This is a genomic window from Streptomyces pacificus (assembly GCF_011766325.1).
GTDB classification, from domain to species: domain Bacteria; phylum Actinomycetota; class Actinomycetes; order Streptomycetales; family Streptomycetaceae; genus Streptomyces; species Streptomyces pacificus.
Genome location: NZ_BLLG01000003.1, coordinates 505,774 through 524,613, shown reverse-complemented (window position 1 = coordinate 524,613; position 18,840 = coordinate 505,774). Strand labels below are relative to the sequence as shown.

17 protein-coding genes are annotated in these 18,840 nt (G+C 73.3%); 11 read left to right on the top strand and 6 right to left on the bottom strand.

Going from position 1 to position 18,840, the window contains the following annotated elements:
• Window positions 1-30: 30 nt before the first annotated feature.
• From SCWH03_RS07400 to tyrS, 3 genes are all read left to right on the top strand, one after another.
• A complete protein-coding gene (locus SCWH03_RS07400) occupies window positions 31-1,554 on the top strand; it encodes a TldD/PmbA family protein (protein WP_173263320.1) in 1,524 nt (507 codons plus the stop codon).
• Entirely contained in the window at window positions 1,551-2,942 is a 1,392-nt protein-coding gene (locus SCWH03_RS07395; protein WP_173263319.1) for a metallopeptidase TldD-related protein, read from the top strand. Before SCWH03_RS07400 ends, SCWH03_RS07395 begins: the two co-directional genes overlap by 4 nt.
• Before the next feature lie 211 nt (window positions 2,943-3,153).
• Complete coding sequence (tyrS, locus tag SCWH03_RS07390) at window positions 3,154-4,422, top strand: tyrosine--tRNA ligase (protein WP_173263318.1); 1,269 nt, start codon at window positions 3,154-3,156, stop codon at window positions 4,420-4,422.
• A gap of 117 nt (window positions 4,423-4,539) precedes the next feature.
• Here the strand turns inward: tyrS and SCWH03_RS07385 are convergent, their stop codons facing one another.
• Window positions 4,540-4,815: a GlsB/YeaQ/YmgE family stress response membrane protein gene (locus tag SCWH03_RS07385; protein WP_173263317.1), complete on the bottom strand. Its 276-nt coding sequence runs from the start codon at window positions 4,813-4,815 to the stop codon at window positions 4,540-4,542.
• Between the two features lie 214 nt (window positions 4,816-5,029).
• On the opposite strand from SCWH03_RS07385, the gene SCWH03_RS07380 reads away from it, so the two are divergent.
• A complete protein-coding gene (locus SCWH03_RS07380) occupies window positions 5,030-5,542 on the top strand; it encodes a DUF3099 domain-containing protein (RefSeq protein ID WP_173263316.1) in 513 nt (170 codons plus the stop codon).
• Between the two features lie 194 nt (window positions 5,543-5,736).
• A complete protein-coding gene (locus SCWH03_RS07375; RefSeq protein WP_173263315.1) occupies window positions 5,737-5,997 on the top strand; it encodes a hypothetical protein in 261 nt (86 codons plus the stop codon).
• Here the strand turns inward: SCWH03_RS07375 and moaA are convergent.
• From moaA to SCWH03_RS07360, 3 genes are all read right to left on the bottom strand, one after another.
• Window positions 5,980-6,969, bottom strand: a complete 990-nt coding sequence (moaA, locus tag SCWH03_RS07370) for a GTP 3',8-cyclase MoaA (protein ID WP_173263314.1) — start codon at window positions 6,967-6,969, stop codon at window positions 5,980-5,982. The genes SCWH03_RS07375 and moaA overlap by 18 nt on opposite strands.
• 198 nt (window positions 6,970-7,167) lie before the next feature.
• Window positions 7,168-8,799 (bottom strand): monocarboxylic acid transporter, encoded by a 1,632-nt coding sequence (locus SCWH03_RS07365; protein WP_173263313.1) that lies wholly within the window; start codon window positions 8,797-8,799, stop codon window positions 7,168-7,170.
• A complete protein-coding gene (locus tag SCWH03_RS07360; protein WP_173263312.1) occupies window positions 8,796-9,161 on the bottom strand; it encodes a DUF485 domain-containing protein in 366 nt (121 codons plus the stop codon). The genes SCWH03_RS07365 and SCWH03_RS07360 overlap by 4 nt, the downstream gene beginning before the upstream one ends.
• 524 nt (window positions 9,162-9,685) lie before the next feature.
• Here SCWH03_RS07360 and SCWH03_RS07355 point away from each other — a divergent pair.
• Window positions 9,686-11,224: a S8 family serine peptidase gene (locus tag SCWH03_RS07355; RefSeq protein ID WP_173263311.1), complete on the top strand. Its 1,539-nt coding sequence runs from the start codon at window positions 9,686-9,688 to the stop codon at window positions 11,222-11,224.
• Window positions 11,225-11,411: 187 nt separating this feature from the next.
• The gene (locus tag SCWH03_RS07350; protein WP_173263310.1) at window positions 11,412-12,785 is read left to right on the top strand and encodes a CoA transferase; all 1,374 of its coding nucleotides are present in this window, start codon (window positions 11,412-11,414) and stop codon (window positions 12,783-12,785) included.
• Window positions 12,786-13,070: 285 nt separating this feature from the next.
• Here the strand turns inward: SCWH03_RS07350 and SCWH03_RS07345 are convergent, their stop codons facing one another.
• Window positions 13,071-13,505 carry a MarR family winged helix-turn-helix transcriptional regulator gene (locus SCWH03_RS07345; RefSeq protein ID WP_443098657.1) on the bottom strand — a complete coding sequence of 145 codons (435 nt, stop codon included), beginning with the start codon at window positions 13,503-13,505 and terminating at the stop codon, window positions 13,071-13,073.
• A gap of 113 nt (window positions 13,506-13,618) precedes the next feature.
• On the opposite strand from SCWH03_RS07345, the gene SCWH03_RS07340 reads away from it, so the two are divergent.
• A complete protein-coding gene (locus tag SCWH03_RS07340; RefSeq protein WP_371872623.1) occupies window positions 13,619-14,788 on the top strand; it encodes an NADH:flavin oxidoreductase in 1,170 nt (389 codons plus the stop codon).
• Between the two features lie 305 nt (window positions 14,789-15,093).
• On the opposite strand, the gene SCWH03_RS07335 is transcribed toward SCWH03_RS07340, so the two are convergent.
• A complete protein-coding gene (locus tag SCWH03_RS07335; RefSeq protein WP_173263384.1) occupies window positions 15,094-15,765 on the bottom strand; it encodes a VIT1/CCC1 transporter family protein in 672 nt (223 codons plus the stop codon).
• A 211-nt stretch (window positions 15,766-15,976) separates the two neighbouring features.
• Between SCWH03_RS07335 and SCWH03_RS07330 the strand changes: the two genes are divergently transcribed.
• The 3 genes from SCWH03_RS07330 to SCWH03_RS07320 all read left to right on the top strand — a co-directional run bounded on the left by SCWH03_RS07330 (window position 15,977) and on the right by SCWH03_RS07320 (window position 18,799).
• Complete coding sequence (locus SCWH03_RS07330) at window positions 15,977-16,597, top strand: TetR/AcrR family transcriptional regulator (protein WP_173263309.1); 621 nt, start codon at window positions 15,977-15,979, stop codon at window positions 16,595-16,597.
• Between the two features lie 224 nt (window positions 16,598-16,821).
• Window positions 16,822-17,796: a DEDDh family exonuclease gene (locus tag SCWH03_RS07325; protein WP_173263308.1), complete on the top strand. Its 975-nt coding sequence runs from the start codon at window positions 16,822-16,824 to the stop codon at window positions 17,794-17,796.
• 190 nt (window positions 17,797-17,986) lie between these two features.
• Window positions 17,987-18,799: an SURF1 family cytochrome oxidase biogenesis protein gene (locus tag SCWH03_RS07320; RefSeq protein ID WP_173263307.1), complete on the top strand. Its 813-nt coding sequence runs from the start codon at window positions 17,987-17,989 to the stop codon at window positions 18,797-18,799.
• Window positions 18,800-18,840 lie beyond the last annotated feature (41 nt).

The window sequence follows — 18,840 nt, the reverse complement described above, 5'->3', positions numbered from 1 at the left end:
GCCGCTGAGCTTCCCGAAGGGACCCCGGTCGTGCCCCATGAGATCGATCAGTCATTCCTGGCGCTGCCGCTGCGGGCGCTCGCCGACGCCGCGCTGGCGCGGGCGCGTTCCCTCGGCGCCCAGCACGCCGACTTCCGGCTGGAGCGGGTGCGCAGCGGCTCGTGGCGGTTGCGGGACGCGAAGCCGGCCGGCTCGTCCGACACCACCGATCTGGGGTACGCGGTGCGGGTGGTGCACGGCGGGGCCTGGGGGTTCGCGTCCGGTGTCGATCTGACGCCGGACGGCGCCGCCAGGGTGGCGGGGCAGGCCGTGGCGATGGCCAGGCTGTCGGCGAAGGTGATCGCGGCGGCCGGCTCGGACGAGAGGGTCGAGCTGGCCGACGAGCCGGTGCACGCGGACCGCACCTGGGTCTCCTCGTACGAGACCGACCCGTTCGACGTCCCGGACGGAGAGAAGTCCGCGCTGCTCGCGGACTGGAGCGCGCGGCTGCTGCGGGCGGACGGCGTGGCCCACGTGGACGCCTCGCTGCTGACCGTGCACGAGAACAAGTTCTACGCCGACACCGCGGGCACGGCCACCACTCAGCAGCGGGTGCGGCTGCATCCGCAGCTCACGGCGGTCGCGGTGGACCAGACGACCGGCGAGTTCGACTCCATGCGCACCATCGCGCCGCCGGTGGGCCGCGGCTGGGAGTACCTGACCGGCACCGGCTGGAACTGGGACGCGGAGCTGGAGGAGATCCCGGAGCTGCTGGCCGCCAAGATGCGCGCGCCGAGTGTCGAGGCGGGGACGTACGACCTGGTCGTGGACCCGTCGAACCTGTGGCTGACGATCCATGAGTCGATCGGGCACGCCACCGAGCTGGACCGGGCGCTGGGCTACGAGGCGGCGTACGCGGGCACCTCCTTCGCCACCTTCGACCAGCTCGGGAAGCTGCGCTACGGCTCGGCGGTGCTGAACGTGACCGGGGACCGGACCGCGGAGCACGGGCTGGCGACGGTCGGGTACGACGACGAGGGCGTGCAGGCGCAGAGCTGGGACCTGGTGCGCGACGGCACGCTGGTCGGCTACCAGCTCGACCGGCGGATCGCGCGGCTGACGGGCCTCGGCCGCTCCAACGGCTGCGCCTTCGCCGACTCGCCGTCGCACGTCCCGGTGCAGCGGATGGCGAACGTGTCGCTCCGGCCGGAACCGGGCGGGTTGTCGACGGAGGACCTGATCGGCGGGGTGGAGCGGGGCGTCTACGTCGTCGGGGACCGGTCCTGGTCGATCGACATGCAGCGGTACAACTTCCAGTTCACCGGCCAGCGCTTCTACCGCATCGAGAACGGCCGGCTGGCCGGGCAGCTGCGCGATGTCGCCTACCAGGCGACGACGACCGATTTCTGGGGGTCGCTGGAGAAGGTAGGGGGCCCGCAGACGTATGTCCTGGGAGGCGCGTTCAACTGCGGCAAGGCCCAGCCGGGCCAGGTCGCGGCCGTCTCGCACGGCTGCCCGTCCGCGCTGTTCCGCGGCGTCACCATCTTGAACACCACCCAGGAGGCCGGCCGATGAGCCCCGTCAGCAAGCCGCACGAGATCGTCGAGCGTGCACTCGAACTGTCCGCAGCGGACGGCTGTGTCGTCATCGCCGACGAGCACTCCTCGGCCAATCTCCGCTGGGCCGGGAACACCCTCACCACGAACGGCGTCACCCGGGGCCGCACCCTCACCGTGATCGCGACCGTGGACGGGACGCGGGGCGCCGCCACCGGTGTGGTGTCCCGGTCGGCGGTGACGGCCGCGGACCTGGAGCCGCTGGTGCGGGCGGCCGAGGCCGCCGCACGGGCCGCCGGTCCCGCCGAGGACGCGCAGCCGCTGGTGAGCGGCGTGCCGGTGGCCGGTGACTTCACCGACGCCCCGGCGGAGACCTCCTCGGCCGTGTTCGCCGACTTCGCGCCCGCGCTGGGCGAGTCCTTCGCCCGGGCCCGCTCCGGCGGCCGTGAGCTGTACGGCTTCGCCCACCACGAGCTGACCTCCAGCTACCTCGGCACGTCCACCGGGGTGCGGCTGCGCCACGACCAGCCCAACGGGACGCTGGAGCTCAACGCGAAGTCACCGGACCGCAGCCGTTCGGCCTGGACGGGGCGCGCGACCCGGGACTTCAAGGACGTCGACCCGGCGGCCCTGGACGACGAGCTCGCGACCCGGCTGGGCTGGGCGCGGCGCCGCATCGACCTGCCGGCGGGCCGGTACGAGACGCTGCTGCCGCCGACCGCCGTCGCGGACCTGCTGATCTACCAGCTGTGGTCGTCCTCCGGCCGGGACGCGGCCGAGGGCCGCACGGTCTTCTCCAGGCCGGGGGGCGGTACCCGCATCGGGGAGCGGCTGTCGGAGCTGCCGCTCACCCTCCGCAGCGACCCGGACGAACCGGGTCTGGAGTGCGCGCCGTTCGTGATGGCGCACTCCTCCGGCGGTGACGCCTCGGTGTTCGACAACGGGCTGGCGGTGCCCGCGACCGAGTGGGTGCGCGACGGCACGCTGGAGCGGCTCGTCACCACCCGGCACAGCGCCGGGCTGACCGGGCTGCCGGTCTCGCCCGCCGCGGACAACCTGATCATGGACGCGGGTGCCGGGCGCTCGCTGGAGGAGATGGTGGCGTCGACCGGGCGCGGCCTGCTGCTGACCTGCCTGTGGTACATCCGGGAGGTCGACCCGGCCACACTGCTGCTGACCGGGCTGACCAGGGACGGCGTCTATCTCGTGGAGAACGGCGAGGTCACCGGGGAGGTCAACAACTTCCGCTTCAACGAGTCGCCCGTCGACCTGCTGGCGCGGGCCCAGGAGGCCGGGCGGACGGAGAAGACGCTGCCGAGGGAGTGGGGCGACTGGTTCACCAGGGCGGCCATGCCGGCGCTGCGCATCCCGGACTTCCATATGAGCTCGGTCAGCCGGGGCGTCTGAGACCGGCCGGGACGCCGCACGCACGGACGCCGCACGCACGGACGCCGCACGCACGGACGCCGCACGCACGGACGCCGCACGCAGGGGCGTCCGGGGCTCCGGGGCTCCGGGGCTCCGGGGCTCCGGGGCTCCGGGCGGAACCCATAGACTGCTGGGTGCCGCCCCGGGGCGGCCATCGCCTTCTTTCCCCTGTTCGAGGAGTACCGGAACCGTGACGGACATCGTCGACGAGCTGAAGTGGCGCGGGCTGTTCGCCCTGTCCACCGACGAGGACGCCTTGCGCAAGGCGCTCGCGGACGGCCCCGTCACGTTCTATTGCGGTTTCGACCCGACCGCGCCCAGCCTGCACGTCGGCCATCTGGTGCAGGCGCTCACCATGCGCCGGCTCCAGCAGGCGGGGCACCGCCCGCTGGCGCTGGTGGGCGGGGCCACCGGCCAGATCGGCGACCCCAAGCCGACGGCCGAGCGCACCCTGAACGACCCGGAGACCGTCGCGGCCTGGGTGGACCGGGTCCGCGCCCAGATCGAGCCGTTCCTGTCCTTCGAGGGCGACAACGCCGCGGTCATGGTCAACAACCTGGACTGGACGGCGGGCATGTCCGCCATCGAGTTCCTCCGGGACGTCGGCAAGCACTTCCGCGTCAACAAGATGCTGACGAAGGACTCGGTCGCCCGCCGCCTCGAGTCCGACCAGGGCATCAGCTACACGGAGTTCAGCTACCAGCTGCTGCAGGGCATGGACTTCCTGGAGCTGTACCGGCGCCACGGCTGCACCCTGCAGCAGGGCGGCAGCGACCAGTGGGGCAATCTGACCGCCGGGCTGGACCTGATCCACCGCCTGGAGCCGCACGCGCATGTGCACGCGCTCGCCACGCCGCTGATGACCAAGGCGGACGGCAGCAAGTTCGGCAAGACCGAGGGCGGCGCGGTCTGGCTGGACCCGGAGATGACGACGCCTTACGCGTTCTACCAGTTCTGGCTGAACGTGGACGACCGCGATGTCTCCCGCTACATGCGGATCCTCAGCTTCCGCAGCCGTGCGGAGCTGGCGGAGCTGGAGCGGCTCACCGAGGAGCGGCCGCAGGCCCGCGCAGCCCAGCGGGCGCTGGCCGAGGAGCTGACGACGCTGGTGCACGGCGCCGCGCAGTGCGCCGCCGTCATCGCCGCGTCGAAGGCGCTGTTCGGCCAGGGTGACCTGGGGGAGCTGGACGAGGCGACCCTCGCGGCGGCACTCTCCGAGCTGCCGCACGCGCGGGTGGCGGAGCCGGTGGCGGTGGCGGACCTCTTCGCGGAGGTGGGGCTGGCGGCGAGCAAGTCGGCCGCCCGCCGCACCATCAAGGAGGGCGGCGCCTATGTGAACAATGTGAAGGTGGCCGCCGAGGACGCGGTCCCGGCAGCGGGCGAACTGCTGCACGGGCGCTGGCTGGTGCTGCGCCGCGGCAAGAGGAACCTGGCCGCGATCGAGGTCTCGGGCGGCTGAGGCCCGCCCGGGGGCCGGCGGCGCCACACGGCGCGGCGGCCGGGCGGGAGCGCGTCCGGCCCGGCCGCCGCTTCTCGGTCGCTCACCACGGGGGGCGCGGCGCGCACGGCGTGTCCGTCAGGCCACTTTCTTCCTGCCCCGGACGGCGATGTACAGCATGTCGCCGACGCCGACGACGACCAGGGCGGCGATGATCTGCAGAATATGGCGGCCCCAGTCGATTCCGGGCGTCGCCGCGATCCCGAAGGCTCCCGCGAGGGCGTTTCCGATGATGCCGCCGATGATGCCGAAGACCGTGATGAGCCAGAGCGGACTGTGCTGCTTTCCCGGCAGGATCGCCTTGGCGATCAACCCCAGCACGAATCCGACGATGATCGCCCACAACCAGCCCATGGCTGCCTCCCGCTTTCGGATCGACGTGAGCAGTTACGGACAGTTTCGACGCATCCGCCACCCGGCGCATGTCGGGCCGCGGGTGGGCGGCGTGCCGGATGCCGTCGCGGGCCGGACACGGGATCCCGGCCTCGAACCCGGCGGATCCGCGGCGTACCGTGGAGGAAGGTGCGCGCCGGGGAGGGCCGGCGCGCCGGCTGAGCGGCGGATCGACATGCGCGACAACAAGGAGACCGAGGTCTTCCGGATCACCGGTGCCCGGCAGGGGCTGGCCGACGATGTGCGCGGCCGCCAGCGCCGGTACGTGATCTCCATGTCGGTCCGCACCCTCGCGGTGATCCTGGCCGCGGTCCTGTGGAACGTCGAACGCCATGTGGCGATCGTGGCGCTCGTCCTGGGGGCCGCCCTGCCCTATATCGCCGTGGTGATCGCCAACGCGGGCCGGGAGAGCGCCCCGAAGCCCCTTGCCACGTTCGTGCCGGCGTCCACCCGGCCGGTGCTCGAGAGCGGCTCGCCCGAACCGCGGCGGGCGCCGGCGGATGAGGCGGAGAATTCTGCGGCGGAGAAAGCCGCAACAGAGGAAGCTGCGGCGGAGGAAGCGGGGAGGGCCGCGCCGGGTGCCCGGGGTGCGGCGCCGTACCCCGGACACCCGGTGCGATCGCCCGCCGAGGGCGATGCGGACCGCCGGGCGAAGGCCGCACCGGAGCCGGAGTACCGCCGCGGGTGAGCGGCGCGGCAGTCGGCACGCGCGCCGAGGGGCCCGGGAAAAGCTCAGATCAATCATGAAGTTCCGGTGCACCGCGGGCCGTTCCGCGTGACATACTGCCTGTGCGCTCCGCATCCCCCGTCGGAGCGACGGACCGACGCCGGGCAGCTCCCCCCGTGGCTGCTCGGCGTCGTGGCGTTGTGGACAATGATCCGGTGACTACCGACCCGGTGAGCGCCGAGACCCCCGTCTGCTCCGCGAAGGGCTGCCGAGCCGCCGCCGTGTGGGTGCTGGCCTGGAACAACCCCAAGCTCCATCCGCCCGAGCGCCGCAAGACGTGGCTGGCCTGCGAGGAGCACCGCGAGCATCTGTCCGCGTTCCTCGGGGTCCGCGGCTTCCTCAAGGACGTGGTGACGCTCGGCGACTGGGAGAGCCCGCGGCCCGGAGAGGGGCGCGGTTCAGCCGCCGATGGCTGACATCGGGCGCTGGGGCTGGAGGAACTCCGGGTCGTCCAGCCCCGAACCCGCCTTCTTGCCCCACATCGCGGCCTTCCAGATCCGCGCGATCTCCGCGTCCGGTGCGCCGGAGCGCAGCGCGCCGCGCAGGTCGGTCTCCTCGCGTGCGAACAGACAGGTGCGGACCTGTCCGTCGGCGGTGAGGCGGGTGCGGTCGCAGGCGCTGCAGAAGGGGCGGGTGACGGATGCGATAACGCCGACCGTGTGCGGGCCGCCGTCCACCAGCCAGCGCTCCGCGGGCGCGGAGCCACGGGCCTGGCCGCCCTCGGGCGCGAGGTCGAAGCGGGTGCGCAGCGACTCCAGGATGCCGTCCGCGGTGATCATCCCGTCGCGCTTCCAGCCGTGCTGGGCGTCCAGCGGCATCTGCTCGATGAAGCGCAGTTCGTAGGCGTGCGCCACGGCCCAGGCCAGCAGCTCGGGGGCCTCGTCCTCGTTGAGTCCCGGCATCAGCACCGTGTTGACCTTGACGGGGGTGAGTCCCGCGTCGCGGGCGGCCCGCAGGCCCTCGATCACGTCCTGGTGGCGGTCGCGCCGGGTGAGCGCCGTGAAGACGTCGGGGCGCAGTGTGTCCAGGGAGACGTTGACCCGGTCCAGCCCCGCGGACCTCAGGGCCTGCGCGGTGCGCCGCAAGCCGATGCCGTTGGTGGTGAGCGACAGCCTGGGGCGGGGCCGCAGCGCGGCGCAGCGCTCCACTATGCCGATGAGGCCCGGGCGCAGCAGCGGCTCGCCGCCGGTGAAGCGGATCTCGGTGATCCCGAGCATGGTCACCGCGACATGGACGAGGCGCACGATCTCGTCGTCCGTCAGCAGGCTGGACTTCGAGAGCCACTGGAGGCCCTCTTCTGGCATGCAGTACGTGCAGCGGAGATTGCAGCGGTCGGTGAGCGAGACCCGCAGGTCGGTGGCCGCTCGGCCGTAGGTGTCGATGAGCACTGCGGGCCCCCTCCCCCGTGTCCGGACGTCGTACCGGCACTGGTCCGGCGCGTGATGACGCGTATGTGGGGCGAGCCTACGCGACGCCTCCGACAACGGCAGGGGCCGTTTGCCACGAGGTGGTGCGCTGCCGTGTCGTAGGAGCCTACGACACGGCAGCGCGCGGGGGCCGCGCACGGGGGTGTGGCGGTTTCGTCCTCAGTGGGCGCCGATACCGGTGAGGGACTTGACCTCCAGCTCCGCGTACTTGCCCGGGTCCGGCTTGTCCTTCGACAGCAGGGAGCCGGCCCAGCCGAGCAGGAAGCCCAGCGGGATGGAGACGAGTCCGGGGTTCTCCAGCGGGAACCAGGCGAAGTCCGCCGAGGGGAACATGGACGTGGGTTTGCCCGAGACGACCGGGGAGAACAGCACGAGCACCACCGAGGCGGCCAGGCCGCCGTAGATCGACCACAGGGCGCCGGAGGTGGTGAACCTCCGCCAGAACAGGCTGTAGAGGATCGTCGGCAGGTTCGCCGAGGCGGCGACGGCGAAGGCGAGCGCCACCAGGCCGGCCACGTTCAGGTCGCGGGCCATGGCCCCCAGGGCGATGGAGACGACGCCGATGAGGACGGTCGCCCAGCGGGCCGCGCGGACCTCCTCCTTCTCGGTGGCCTGGCCCTTGCGGATGACGTTGGCGTAGATGTCGTGCGCGAACGACGAGGAAGAGGCCAGGGTGAGCCCGGCGACGACGGCGAGGATGGTGGCGAACGCGACCGCCGAGATCACGGCGAGCAGGATCGCGCCCCCGGCGGTGTCGGCGCCGCCGATGTGCAGGGCGAGCAGCGGTGCCGCCGTGTTCCCGGCCTTGTTGGAGGCCGTGATCTCCTCAGGACCGACCAGGGCGGCCGCGCCGAAGCCCAGCGCGATCGTCATCAGGTAGAAGGCGCCGATGATGCCGATGGCCCAGATGACCGACTTACGGGCCGCCTTGGCGGTGGGCACGGTGTAGAAGCGGATCAGGATGTGCGGCAGGCCGGCGGTGCCGAGCACCAGGGCGATGCCGAGCGAGAGGAAGTCCAGTTTGGAGGTGCCGGTGGCGCCGTACTTGAGGCCGGGTTCCAGGAACGCCGCGCCCTTGCCGCTCTGCTCGGCGGCGGCGCCGAGGAGGGCGGACACGTCGAAGCCGAACTTCCACAGCACCAGGAAGGTGATGAGCAGGGTGCCCGCGATCAGCAGAACGGCCTTGACCATCTGCACCCAGGTGGTGCCCTTCATCCCACCGACGGTGACGTAGAGGACCATCAGCACGCCGACGAGGCCGACGATGGCGATCTTCCCGGCGTCGCTGGTGATGCCGAGCAGCAGGGACACCAGCACGCCGGCGCCCGCCATCTGGGCGAGCAGGTAGAAGATCGAGACGACGATCGTGGAGGTGCCGGCCGCGGTGCGGACGGGCCGCTGCCGCATCCGGTAGGCCAGGACGTCGCCCATGGTGAACCGGCCGGAGTTGCGCAGGGGTTCGGCCACCAGCAGCAGGGCGACCAGCCAGGCCACCAGGAAGCCGATGGAGTACAGGAAGCCGTCGTATCCGAAGAGGGCGATGGCGCCGGCGATGCCGAGGAAGGACGCGGCGGACATGTAGTCGCCGGAGATGGCGAGCCCGTTCTGGAAGCCGGTGAACTGGCGCCCGCCGGCGTAGAAGTCGGCGGCGTCCTTGGTCTGCCGTCCGGCCCAGACCGTGATGAACAGCGTCGCGACGACGAAGGCCGCGAACAGGGTGATGATCAGCGGGCGGTGCGCGCCGGCGTCGCCCGCCGCGGCGAGCCCGGCGGCCTGGAGTGCCGTACTCATGCGCCGGCCTCCGTTCGGGACTTGATCGCGTCCGCCCTGGGGTCGAGCTTCCCGGCCGCGTGCCGGGCGTAGCACCAGGCGATCAGGAAGGTGGTGGCGAACTGGGCGAGGCCGAGTGCGAGGGCCACATTGACGTTGCCGTAGAGCCGGGTGCCCATGAACCCGCCGGCGTAGTTGGACAGCAGGACGTACAGCAGGTACCAGAGGACGAAGGCGGCGGTGAGCGGGAAGGTGAAGGACCGGTGCGCGCGGCGCAGTTCGGCGAACTCCGCGCTCCGGTGGATCTCGGCGAACCGTTCGGTCGTGAGCGGGGCGGGAGCGTGGTCCCTGCTCCCGGCGGGCGGCGGTGCGTCAGTGGTCACGGACTCTCCTCGCGCCGCGGGTGCGGCGATCATCGACGGGACGGGACGGGACGGCACGGAGCGGGGCGGGACGGGGCGGGACGGGACGGGACGGGACGGCACGGAGCGGGGCGGGACGGGGCGGGACGGGGCGGGACAGGACGGAACGGAACAAGGCGGGACGGTACGGGACCAGGCGGGGTGGAACGGGACGGGGCGGGATGCGGTGGCACGGGACGGGCTGAGCGGAAGTGAAACGGAACGAGAGTAAGGGGAACGGGAGGGAGCGGGACGAAGCGGAGCGGGATCGTGTCTGGAGCGGGTCGGCTCTCGCCCCTCTCCTGCACCAGGGGCACGGCGCGCACCGTGGAGCGGTTCACCTCCTGGCACATCTCGCGCTCCCCGTTTCCGCCCGGTTTCCGGAACCGGGTTCCCGAAATCGTTGATAGGCCCGTGTGATCGGCGATAGCTTCACTCGTCATGTACCCGCCCATCGGCGCCGGCCGCGGCTGCCTGGGCGGCCGACCGGATGATGTGGAGATCCCATGGCTCATCTGCGATCCAGGCGAACGCGCGCGATAGCACTGCCCGCGGGCCTGGCGCTCACGGCCTCGCTCGGATTCCTGCCCGCGGGCGCGGCGACCGCCGCCCCCTCCGACGACACGCCCCCCGCGGTCTCGGCCGACGGCCCGACACTGTCGTACGTCGTCAACGTGGACGGCGGCCGATCGGCCGTCGCCAAGGTGAAGCGGGCGGTGGCGAAGGCCGGCGGAACGGTGGTGATCGCCTACGACAGGATCGGCGTCATCGTCGTCCATGCGCAGAACCCCGACTTCGCCGGGCAGATGAGGACGGTGAAGGGCGTCGCCTCGGCGGGCGCCACCCGCACCAACCCGCTGGTCCCCCAGCGCGACGACTCCGTCGAGGCCGAGCAGCCGCTGACGGCCGAGCAGGCGAAGGCCGCCGCTGCCAGGGCGACCGACGAGCAGGACCCGCTGGAGCCCCTGCAGTGGGACCTGCCCGCCATCAAGGCCGACAAGGCCCACCAGCGCTCACTGGGCAGCAGCAAGGTCACGGTCGCCGTCCTGGACTCGGGGATCGACGACACCCACCCGGACATCGCGGCCAACTTCGACCGCCGGGCATCCGCGAACTGCGTCAGCGGCGTCCCGGTCACCGACAACGACGCATGGCGTCCGGCGGCGGGCGAGAGCGACCACGGCATGCACGTGGCGGGCACCATCGCCGCCGCGAAGAACGGCTTCGGCGTCACCGGCGTGGCCCCCGGTGTGAAGGTGTCCAGCCTCAAGGTGGCGAACCCGGACGGGTTCTTCTACACCGAGGCCGTCCTCTGCGGCTTCATGTGGGCCGCGGACCACGGCGCCGACGTGACCAACAACAGCTACTACGTCGACCCCTGGCTGTACAACTGCAAGGCCGACGAGGACCAGAAGGCCCTCGTCGAGACCCTCGCCCGGGCCACCCGGTACGCCGAGCGCAAGGGCGTGGTGAACGTCGCATCGGCCGGCAACTCGCGGACCGACCTCACCTCCGACGACGTCACCGACGCGACGAGCCCGAACGACACCACACCGGTCACACGGGTCGTCAGCCCGCGCGAGTGCCCGGACATCCCGGGCATGCTGCCGGGGGTGGTGACGGTGTCCGCGACCGGGGCGAAGGGCCTGAAGTCCTCGTACTCGAACTACGGTCTCGGGGTCGTCGACATCGCGGCGCCGGGCGGCGACTCCACCTCCCTCCAGCCGCCGGACGCGCCCGCCACCAGCGGGCTCATCCTTTCGACCACGTTCAGGGGCGGCCACACCTGGAGCTACAAGGCGGGCACGTCCATGGCGGCCCCGCACGTGGCGGGCGTCGCCGCGCTGATCAAGTCCAAGCGCCCGTACCTGCCGGCGGCCGGAGTGAAGGCGCTCCTTTACGCAGGGGCCGACGACCGCGCCTGCGACGACCCGTACGACATCGACGGCGACGGCACGGTCGACGCGGTGTGCGAGGGCGGCAAGGGCAAGAACGGCTTCTACGGGGCCGGCATGGTCGACGCACTGGACGCGGTGCGCTGGTGACCGTCCGCCTCGCCCGGCGGCAGGCGGGCCGCCGGGCGAGGCGGGCACACCGGCGAGGGGCCCGGGTGTGCGGCCGGGGTACGAGACCGGGGGCGGCCCGGGTATGCGCCCCGGGTGTGCGCCCCGGGTGTGCGGGGTCACGCCGGGGCCCGGTGCGTGCGCCGGCAGCGCGGGGCAGACTCCGGCCATGACCGACGACCCCTCAGCAGCGGTACCGGGCCCGGCCTGCGGGACCGGGCGCCCCGGCGGCACGGAAGCACTGTGGACGGCCCTCGGCGGGGACCCCGCGCTCACGGCGGGCGTCGCCCACGGCGGCCCGCCGGGCGTGCTCCCGGCGCGGCTGCCGGTCAGGGAACTCGCCCGCGCCGCGGTCGCGGTGTGCTCGCTCGCGGCGGCGGAGCGGGCCGCGCGCGGGACCGGCGGCCCGATGCCGGGGGTCCGGGTCGACGACGGCGCCGTGGCCACCGCGTTCGCCAGCGAACGGCATCTGCGGGTGGACGGCCGGGCGCCCGTGGGGTTCGCCCCGCTGTCGGGGTTCTGGCGCGCGGCCGACGGCTGGGTGCGTACCCACGCCAACTACCCGCACCACCGCGCCGCCCTGCTGGCCGCGCTGGGCACGGACGGCGACCGGATGGCGGCCGCGCTCGCCGAGCGGCCCGCGAGGGCCGTGGAGGAGGAGGTGCACGCGGCCGGGGGCCTGGCCGTCGCGGTGCGGACCCCCGGGGAATGGGCGGCGCATCCGCAGGGGGCCGCCCAAGGGGCACTCCCGCCGGTGGTACGGGAGCGGCTCGACGACGCCCCTCCCCCGGACCGCTCGGGCCGCCCGCTGCGCGTCCTGGACCTGACGCGGGTCATCGCCGGGCCGGTCGCCACCCGGATCCTGGCCCTGTTCGGCGCCGACGTGCTGCGCGTCGATCCGCCGCACCTGCCCGAACTGCCGGACCAGCACGCCGACACCGGCTTCGGCAAGCGGTCGGCCGCGCTGGACCTGGACCGCGCCGGGGACCGGCGGGTGTTCGGCGAACTCCTCGACCGCGCCGACGTCCTGGTCACCGGCTACCGGCCCGGCGCGCTGGAGCGCTTCGGGCTGGTCCGGCCCGGACTGGTGGTCGCCCGCCTCTCCGCGTGGGGGGACGAGGGGCCCTGGGGCGCCCGGCGCGGGTTCGACAGCCTCGTCCAGGCGGCGAGCGGGATCGCCGTGCTGGAGGGCGCCCCGGAGCGTCCGGGTGCCCTGCCCGCACAGGCGCTGGACCACGCCACGGGCTATCTGCTCGCGGCCGCGGTGCTCCGCGCGGTCACCGACCAGGACGACGGGGGCGGCACCCGTCTCGTCCGGCTGGCGCTGGCCCGTACCGCGCACTTCCTGATGCACCGGCTGTCGCGCGCACCCGAGGGGGACGAGGGCGGGTACGAGCCGGGCCGGTGGCTGGCGGAGCGGGACGGGGCACTCGGCCGGCTCCGCTACGCGCTGCCCCCGGCCGGGTATGCCGGGAGCCCGGTGGACTGGGTGCGGACACCGGGGGTGTGGGGCACGGACGCCCCCGTCTGGCGGGCGGACTGACGACACCGGGGATACCGGGGATGCCAGAGGCGCCGGGGAAGCCAGAGGCGCCGGGGCGCGTACCGGCGCGGTACGAGCCGGGCCGGTGGCTGGCGGAGCGGGACGGGGCACTCGGCCGGCTCCGCTACGCGCTGCCCCCGGCCGGGTATGCCCCGCCGGGGTGCGCGTACCGGCGCGCGAGGGCGTATACGCGGCCGGACCGCCGGCCGGACCGCCGACGGCCTCCTCGGATGCCCGGTCTCCTGCCGCGGTGCCCCGGCGGCCATGACGGCCGCCCCTCCCCCGTCAGGCGCCGGGCCGGGAGACGAAGACCCGTTCCAGCAGGGTGCGGAGACGGTCCCGGTCCTCGTCGCCGAGCCTGTCCAGGCCGTCCCGCGTGGTGCGCATCTTCGCGCGGATCGCGTCGGTCACGCGCTCCCCCTCGGCCGTGAGGACGACGTTCTTGACGCGCCGGTCGGCCGTGCCGGCCTCGCGGCGCACCAGGCCGCGCTTCTCCAGCCGGTCGACGATCCCGGTCACATTGGAGGCGTCGCAGGCCATGGTCTCGGCCAGGGCGCGCATCGCGGCGGGCCCCTGGCGCAGCACGGTCAGCGCCTTGCCCTGGCTCGCCGTGAGGTTCTCACTCGCCACCGCGGCGGTGAAGTCGCCGTAGAAGACGCCGAGTGACACCGAAAGCAGCTCCATCAGCTGGGCCGTGTCGACGCGGGGGGCTTCTGCCATGCGGAGAGCCTACCCGGAGAAGCTTGACTATTTCAAATATTCACCCCTACCGTCTCCCATTACCTGAAGTACTCAAGCATCAAGGTTGTCAAGCAACTACGAGGAGTGTTCCCGTGACCACAGCGCTCTCAGCGTCTTCAGCGTCTTCAGCGTCTTCAGCGCCCTCCGCGCCCTCCGCATCCCGTGCGGCCGGCATCCTGTCCCGCCCCGTCGCGCTGAACGGCCTGACCGTCCCCAACCGCATCGTGATGGCGCCGATGACGCGCCAGTTCTCCCCCGGCGGCGTTCCCGGCGAGGACGTGAGGTCGTACTACGCCCGCCGCGCCGCGGCCGGCGTGGGCCTGATCGTCACCGAGGGGACCTACGTCGGCCACGAGTCGGCCGGGCAGAGCGATCGGGTGCCGCGCTTCCACGGCGAGGAGCAGCTCGCGGGATGGGCGAAGGTCGCCGAGGCCGTGCACGAGGCGGGCGGCACGATCGTGCCGCAGCTGTGGCACATCGGCATGGTACGCAAGCAGGGTGACGCGCCCTATGCCGACGCCCCCGCCATCGGCCCCTCCGGGATCCGCGTCGACGGCACCGAGGGCACCGGCAAAGCGATGACCGGCGGCGACCTGGACGACGTGATCGGCGCCTTCGCCGAGGCCGCCGCCGCGGCCGAGCGCATCGGCTTCGACGGGGTCGAACTCCACGGGGCCCACGGCTACCTGCTGGACCAGTTCCTGTGGGCGCGGACGAACCGCCGTACCGACGCATACGGCGGCGACCCCGTGGCCCGTGCGAGGTTCGCCGCCGAGGTCGTCGCAGCGGTCCGTGCCGCCGTCTCGCCGGACTTCCCGGTGATCTTCCGCTACTCGCAGTGGAAGCAGGAGGCCTACGACGCGCGACTCGCCGAGACCCCGCAGGAGCTGGAGGCGATCCTCGCCCCGCTCGCAGCGGCCGGCGTCGACGCCTTCCACGCCTCCACCCGCCGCTACTGGCTCCCGGAGTTCGCGGGCTCGGACCTGAACCTGGCCGGCTGGACCAGGAAGCTCACCGGCAGGCCCGCCATCACCGTCGGTTCGGTCGGCCTCGACGGCGACTTCATCCACGCGTTCATGGGCGAGGGCGCCGAACTCGGCAGCCTCGACAACCTCCTCGACCGCCTGGAACGCGACGAGTTCGACCTGGTCGCCGTCGGCCGTGCCCTGCTCCAGGACCCGGACTGGGCCGCCAAGGTCCTGGGGGGCCGCACCGGCGAGCTGAAGCCGTGGGACGCGGCGGCGCTGAGGACGCTCAGCTGAGGGCCCGGCGGGCGGGGCACTGAGGACGCTCAGCCGAGGACCCGGCGGGCGGGGCACTGAGGACGCTCAGCCGAGGACCCGGCGGGCGGGGCACTGAGGACGCTCAGCCGAGGACCCGGCGGGCGGGGCACTGAGGACGCTCAGCCGAGGACCCGGCGGGCGGGGCGCTGAGGACGCTCAGCCGAGGACCCGGCGGGCGGGGCGCAGCGATCGCCCGCAAGCACCCGGGGCGCCGGCCGGTCACCCGCCGGCGGCCGGCGGCGCCGGTCGGCGCACCGGGCCGCCCCTCCGGTGCGGACAGGGCGTCAGACACCCGCTGCTCCCAGCAGCGAGCCGGCCCCGTACGTCACCCCCATCGCCAGCGCACCCCCGCACACATTGCGCACCATCGCCCGACCGACCGGTGCCGTGCCGAGGCGGGCGCTCCACCAGCCGGTGAAGGCGAGGGCGACCAGCACGGACGCGACGGTCACCGGCAGCCGGGCCGTGGGCGGCGGCAGGACGATGGCCAGCAGCGGCAGCAGCGCGCCCACGGTAAAGGCCAGGAAGCTGGCACCGGCCGCGTGCCAGGGGTTGGCGAGTTCATCGGGATCGATACCGAGTTCGACCCGGGCGTGGGCGCGGAGCGCGTCGCGTGCGGTGAACTGCTCCGCCGCCGCTCGGGCGACCTCGCGGGAGAGTCCGCCGGCGGCCAGCAGGGAGGTCAGTTCCTCGAGTTCGGCCGCCGGTTCGTCCCTGAGCTCCCGTTTCTCCACCGCCAGCGCCGCCTTCTCCGAGTCGCGCTGGGTCGAGACCGAGACGTACTCGCCCGCGGCCATCGACATCGATCCGGCCAGCAGTCCGGCGAGGCCGGCCGTGAGCAGCGTTCCGCTGTCGCTGGTCGCACCCGCCACACCCACGACGATGCCCGCGGTCGACACGATGCCGTCGTTGGCCCCGAGGACCGCGGCACGGAGCCAGTTGAGCCGGCTGCCCATGGATGCGCCGTGCGGCTCGTGGTGGGGCGTCGGTTGCGTCACACGGGGAGCGTGCCACTGGCGGAGCCTCCGGCACAGCCGCCACACGGGCACCGGGCGGAGGCCGGCCCGGGTGGGCGGTCCGGCATCTCCTGTAACGCAGTTACACTGCTGACCGAGGGAAGTCCAAGACCAGCTCTCAGCAGGGGAGTTGATCGGAGATGGGGGTTTCATGTCCCGGACTGTGCTGACCCGCGAGCAGGTGCTTCAGGCCGCGGACGACCTCGTGCGGCAGCACGGCCCCGACGCGCTCACCATGCGGGGACTCGCCGCCCGGCTCGGTACGGCCGTGACCTCCATCTACTGGCATGTCGGCAACCGCGAGTCACTGCTCGACGCACTCGTGGAACGGGCCGTGGAGGAGATAGGGGCGATACAGCCGGCCGGGCGCACCCCGGCCACCCGGATCGTCTCGGTCGCGCGCCGGCTCCGCGGCGAGCTGCGCGCACGGCCGCACCTGATCGCCATGGTCCATGAACGCGGACTCACCGAGCGGGTGTTCCTGCCCGCGCAGCGCGCGCTGGTCCGGGAGGCCCACACCGCCGGGCTGCGGGGAGCGCGTGCTGCCGAGGCGGTGCGCGCGGTGCAGTTCCAGGTGGTGGGCTTCGTCCTGGTCGAGTGCGCACGCGAGCTCGCCCCGGCGGAGCCGCGGGAGCGGCCGAGGAAGACCGCGAGCGCGCGGAAGGACCCGGCCCTGGCCCGTGCGCTGGCGCGCCCCGCCGACCCCGAGCGGTTGTTCACCGCCTCCATGCGGGCGCTGGTGAAGTCCCTGCTGGCGCAGGGGAACGCCTGACGCGGGGCGAGCGGCCGCTCCCCTCTCACCAGGGGACTCCGGACGCGTTCCGGACGCACCCCGGACACCTCAGGCAGGATGCGCCCGGTCGGCCGGGGTGAATCCCGGTGTCTTCGTTCCGGGCTGACGAGGCCCCAGCCACGCACTCCGCCGCCAGGCCCCGCCCCCGGTGGCGCCCGGGTCCCCGGCAGCCGTGTCGGCGGCGGCCCGTAAGCTCTGTGACCATGCTCGACGACCGTACGACAACGCCCGTGTGGCCGGCCGCGTACCCGCAGGGTTACGCGGTCGTCGACGTGGAGACCACCGGCCTCGCCCGTGACGACCGGATAGTCTCGGCTGCCGTCTACCGCCTGGACGCGCAGGGGAACGTCGAGGACCACTGGTACTCCCTGGTCAACCCCGAGCGGGACCCCGGCCCGGTGTGGATCCACGGACTGACCAGCGACACGCTGGAGGGCGCGCCGCTGTTCGGCGACATCGCCCGTGAGTTCGCGCACCGGCTGGACGGCCGGGTGCTCGTCGCGCACAACGCCGTCTTCGACTGGTCCATGATCGCCAGGGAGTACGCACGGGCCGAGCACCCGGCGCCCGTGCGCCAGCGGCTGTGCACCATCGCGCTGTCCAAGGAGTTGTCACTGCCCCTGCCCAACCACAAGCTGGAGTCGCTCGCGGCGCACTTCGGCGTGGTGCAGCGCCATGCGCACAACGCGCTGGACGACGCCAGGGTGCTGGCCGAGGTGTTCCGGCCCAGCCTGCACACCGCGGCCGAACGGGGAGTGCGGCTGCCACTGCTGGAGTGCCGCCCGCTCACCGAGTGGTCGGCGCCCTCGGCCCCCCGGATCGGCCGGCAGGCACCGGCTTCGCCGTACCGGTCGCACGGCTGGCGCCCGTCGCGCAAGCGGCCCCCGTGCCCGCACCCGAACCCGGGACGCTATGAATCGGATAAACCACTCAAACAGGGAATGCGGGTAGCCATTTCGGGCGACACCTCGATCGAGCGGGAACTGCTGGAAGACCGCGCCGTCGAGGCCGGTCTCCATGTCGCGACCAGCGTCTCCCGGCTGACCAGCCTCCTTGTCACCAACGATCCGGACGCGCCCACCTCGAAGACGGTCAGGGCCAGGTCGTACGGGACGCCGATCATCGACGAGGCCGCGTTCACCCAGTTGCTCAGGGACGTGGCACCCGCCGGGGACTGAGGACCGGGGAGCGGGGAGCGGGGACCGGGGACTGGGGAGCGGGGAGCGGCGGGGCTGCCGGGCGGCTCCGCCGGGACCGGCGCCGGGTCGCCCGTTCGCGCGCCGGCCGGGGCCCGCCCGGACACGCTTCCGGCCTCCCGGCCGGGACCCTGCCGCCGGGCGGCCCCCGACCGAGTTGTACCGTCGTGGGGTGTACCGCTTCCTGTTGTCCCGGCAGTGGGTGATCCTCACCCTCGTCAGCCTCGTCCTCATCCCCGTGATGGCCGAGCTGGGCTTCTGGCAGCTGCACCGGCACGAGCGCCGCGTCGCGCAGAACGAACTGATAGAGGACAACCTCGCCGCACCGCCCGTGCCCGTCACCGAGCTGACCTCCCCGGGGCACACGGTTCCCCGCGCCGACTACTGGCGGCACGTCACGGCCACGGGCACCTACGACCCCGCCCACGAGGTCGTCGTGCGCCGCCGTACCGACAACGACGAGCGGGTGGGCGTGCATGTCCTCACCCCGCTGGTCCTCGCCGACGGCCGCGCCGTCCTGGTCAACCGCGGCTGGGTGCCCGCAGCGGCCGACCAGTCCGCTTACCCCGCCGTACCGCCGCCGCCCGGGGGCGAGGTCACCGTCACCGGCCGGCTCATGGCCGACGAGACGACCAGAGCGAGCGGGATCAAGGACCTCAGCGGGCTGCCGCCGCGTCAGATCATGCTGATCGACAGCGAGCAGCAGGCCGCCCGGCTGGGCCGGCCCGTGCTGGGCGGCTACCTCCAGCAGAGCGCCCCCGAGCCGGCCGGCGGCGCACCCGAGCTGATCGCGGAACCCGACCATGAGACCATCGGCGCGCATATGGCGTACGCGGTGCAGTGGTGGCTGTTCGCGGCCGGTGTTCCGGTGGGCTGGGTCGTCCTGGTGCGCCGCGAGAAGCGCGACCGGGCCGAGCGGGCGGCCACGCCCGCCACTCCCGCCGCCGACGGGACACCCGCCGCGGCCGGTGCGCCGGCCGGCTGAGCCGCCGACCGCCCGGGGGACGGGCGGTTGCTCCTCGGTGG

What these genes read in the sequence shown, in the direction of transcription:
- SCWH03_RS07395 (WP_173263319.1), top strand. Translation starts at nt 1,551, where the DNA reads ATGAGCCCCGTCAGCAAGCCGCACGAGATCGTCGAGCGTGCACTCGAA.
- SCWH03_RS07385 (WP_173263317.1), bottom strand. Translation starts at nt 4,815, where the DNA reads ATGGGCTGGTTGTGGGCGATCATCGTCGGATTCGTGCTGGGGTTGATC.
- SCWH03_RS07380 (WP_173263316.1), top strand. Translation starts at nt 5,030, where the DNA reads ATGCGCGACAACAAGGAGACCGAGGTCTTCCGGATCACCGGTGCCCGG.
- SCWH03_RS07365 (WP_173263313.1), bottom strand. Translation starts at nt 8,799, where the DNA reads ATGAGTACGGCACTCCAGGCCGCCGGGCTCGCCGCGGCGGGCGACGCC.
- SCWH03_RS07355 (WP_173263311.1), top strand. Translation starts at nt 9,686, where the DNA reads ATGGCTCATCTGCGATCCAGGCGAACGCGCGCGATAGCACTGCCCGCG.
- SCWH03_RS07350 (WP_173263310.1), top strand. Translation starts at nt 11,412, where the DNA reads ATGACCGACGACCCCTCAGCAGCGGTACCGGGCCCGGCCTGCGGGACC.
- SCWH03_RS07345 (WP_443098657.1), bottom strand. Translation starts at nt 13,505, where the DNA reads ATGGCAGAAGCCCCCCGCGTCGACACGGCCCAGCTGATGGAGCTGCTT.
- SCWH03_RS07335 (WP_173263384.1), bottom strand. Translation starts at nt 15,765, where the DNA reads ATGGGCAGCCGGCTCAACTGGCTCCGTGCCGCGGTCCTCGGGGCCAAC.
- SCWH03_RS07330 (WP_173263309.1), top strand. Translation starts at nt 15,977, where the DNA reads ATGTCCCGGACTGTGCTGACCCGCGAGCAGGTGCTTCAGGCCGCGGAC.
- SCWH03_RS07325 (WP_173263308.1), top strand. Translation starts at nt 16,822, where the DNA reads ATGCTCGACGACCGTACGACAACGCCCGTGTGGCCGGCCGCGTACCCG.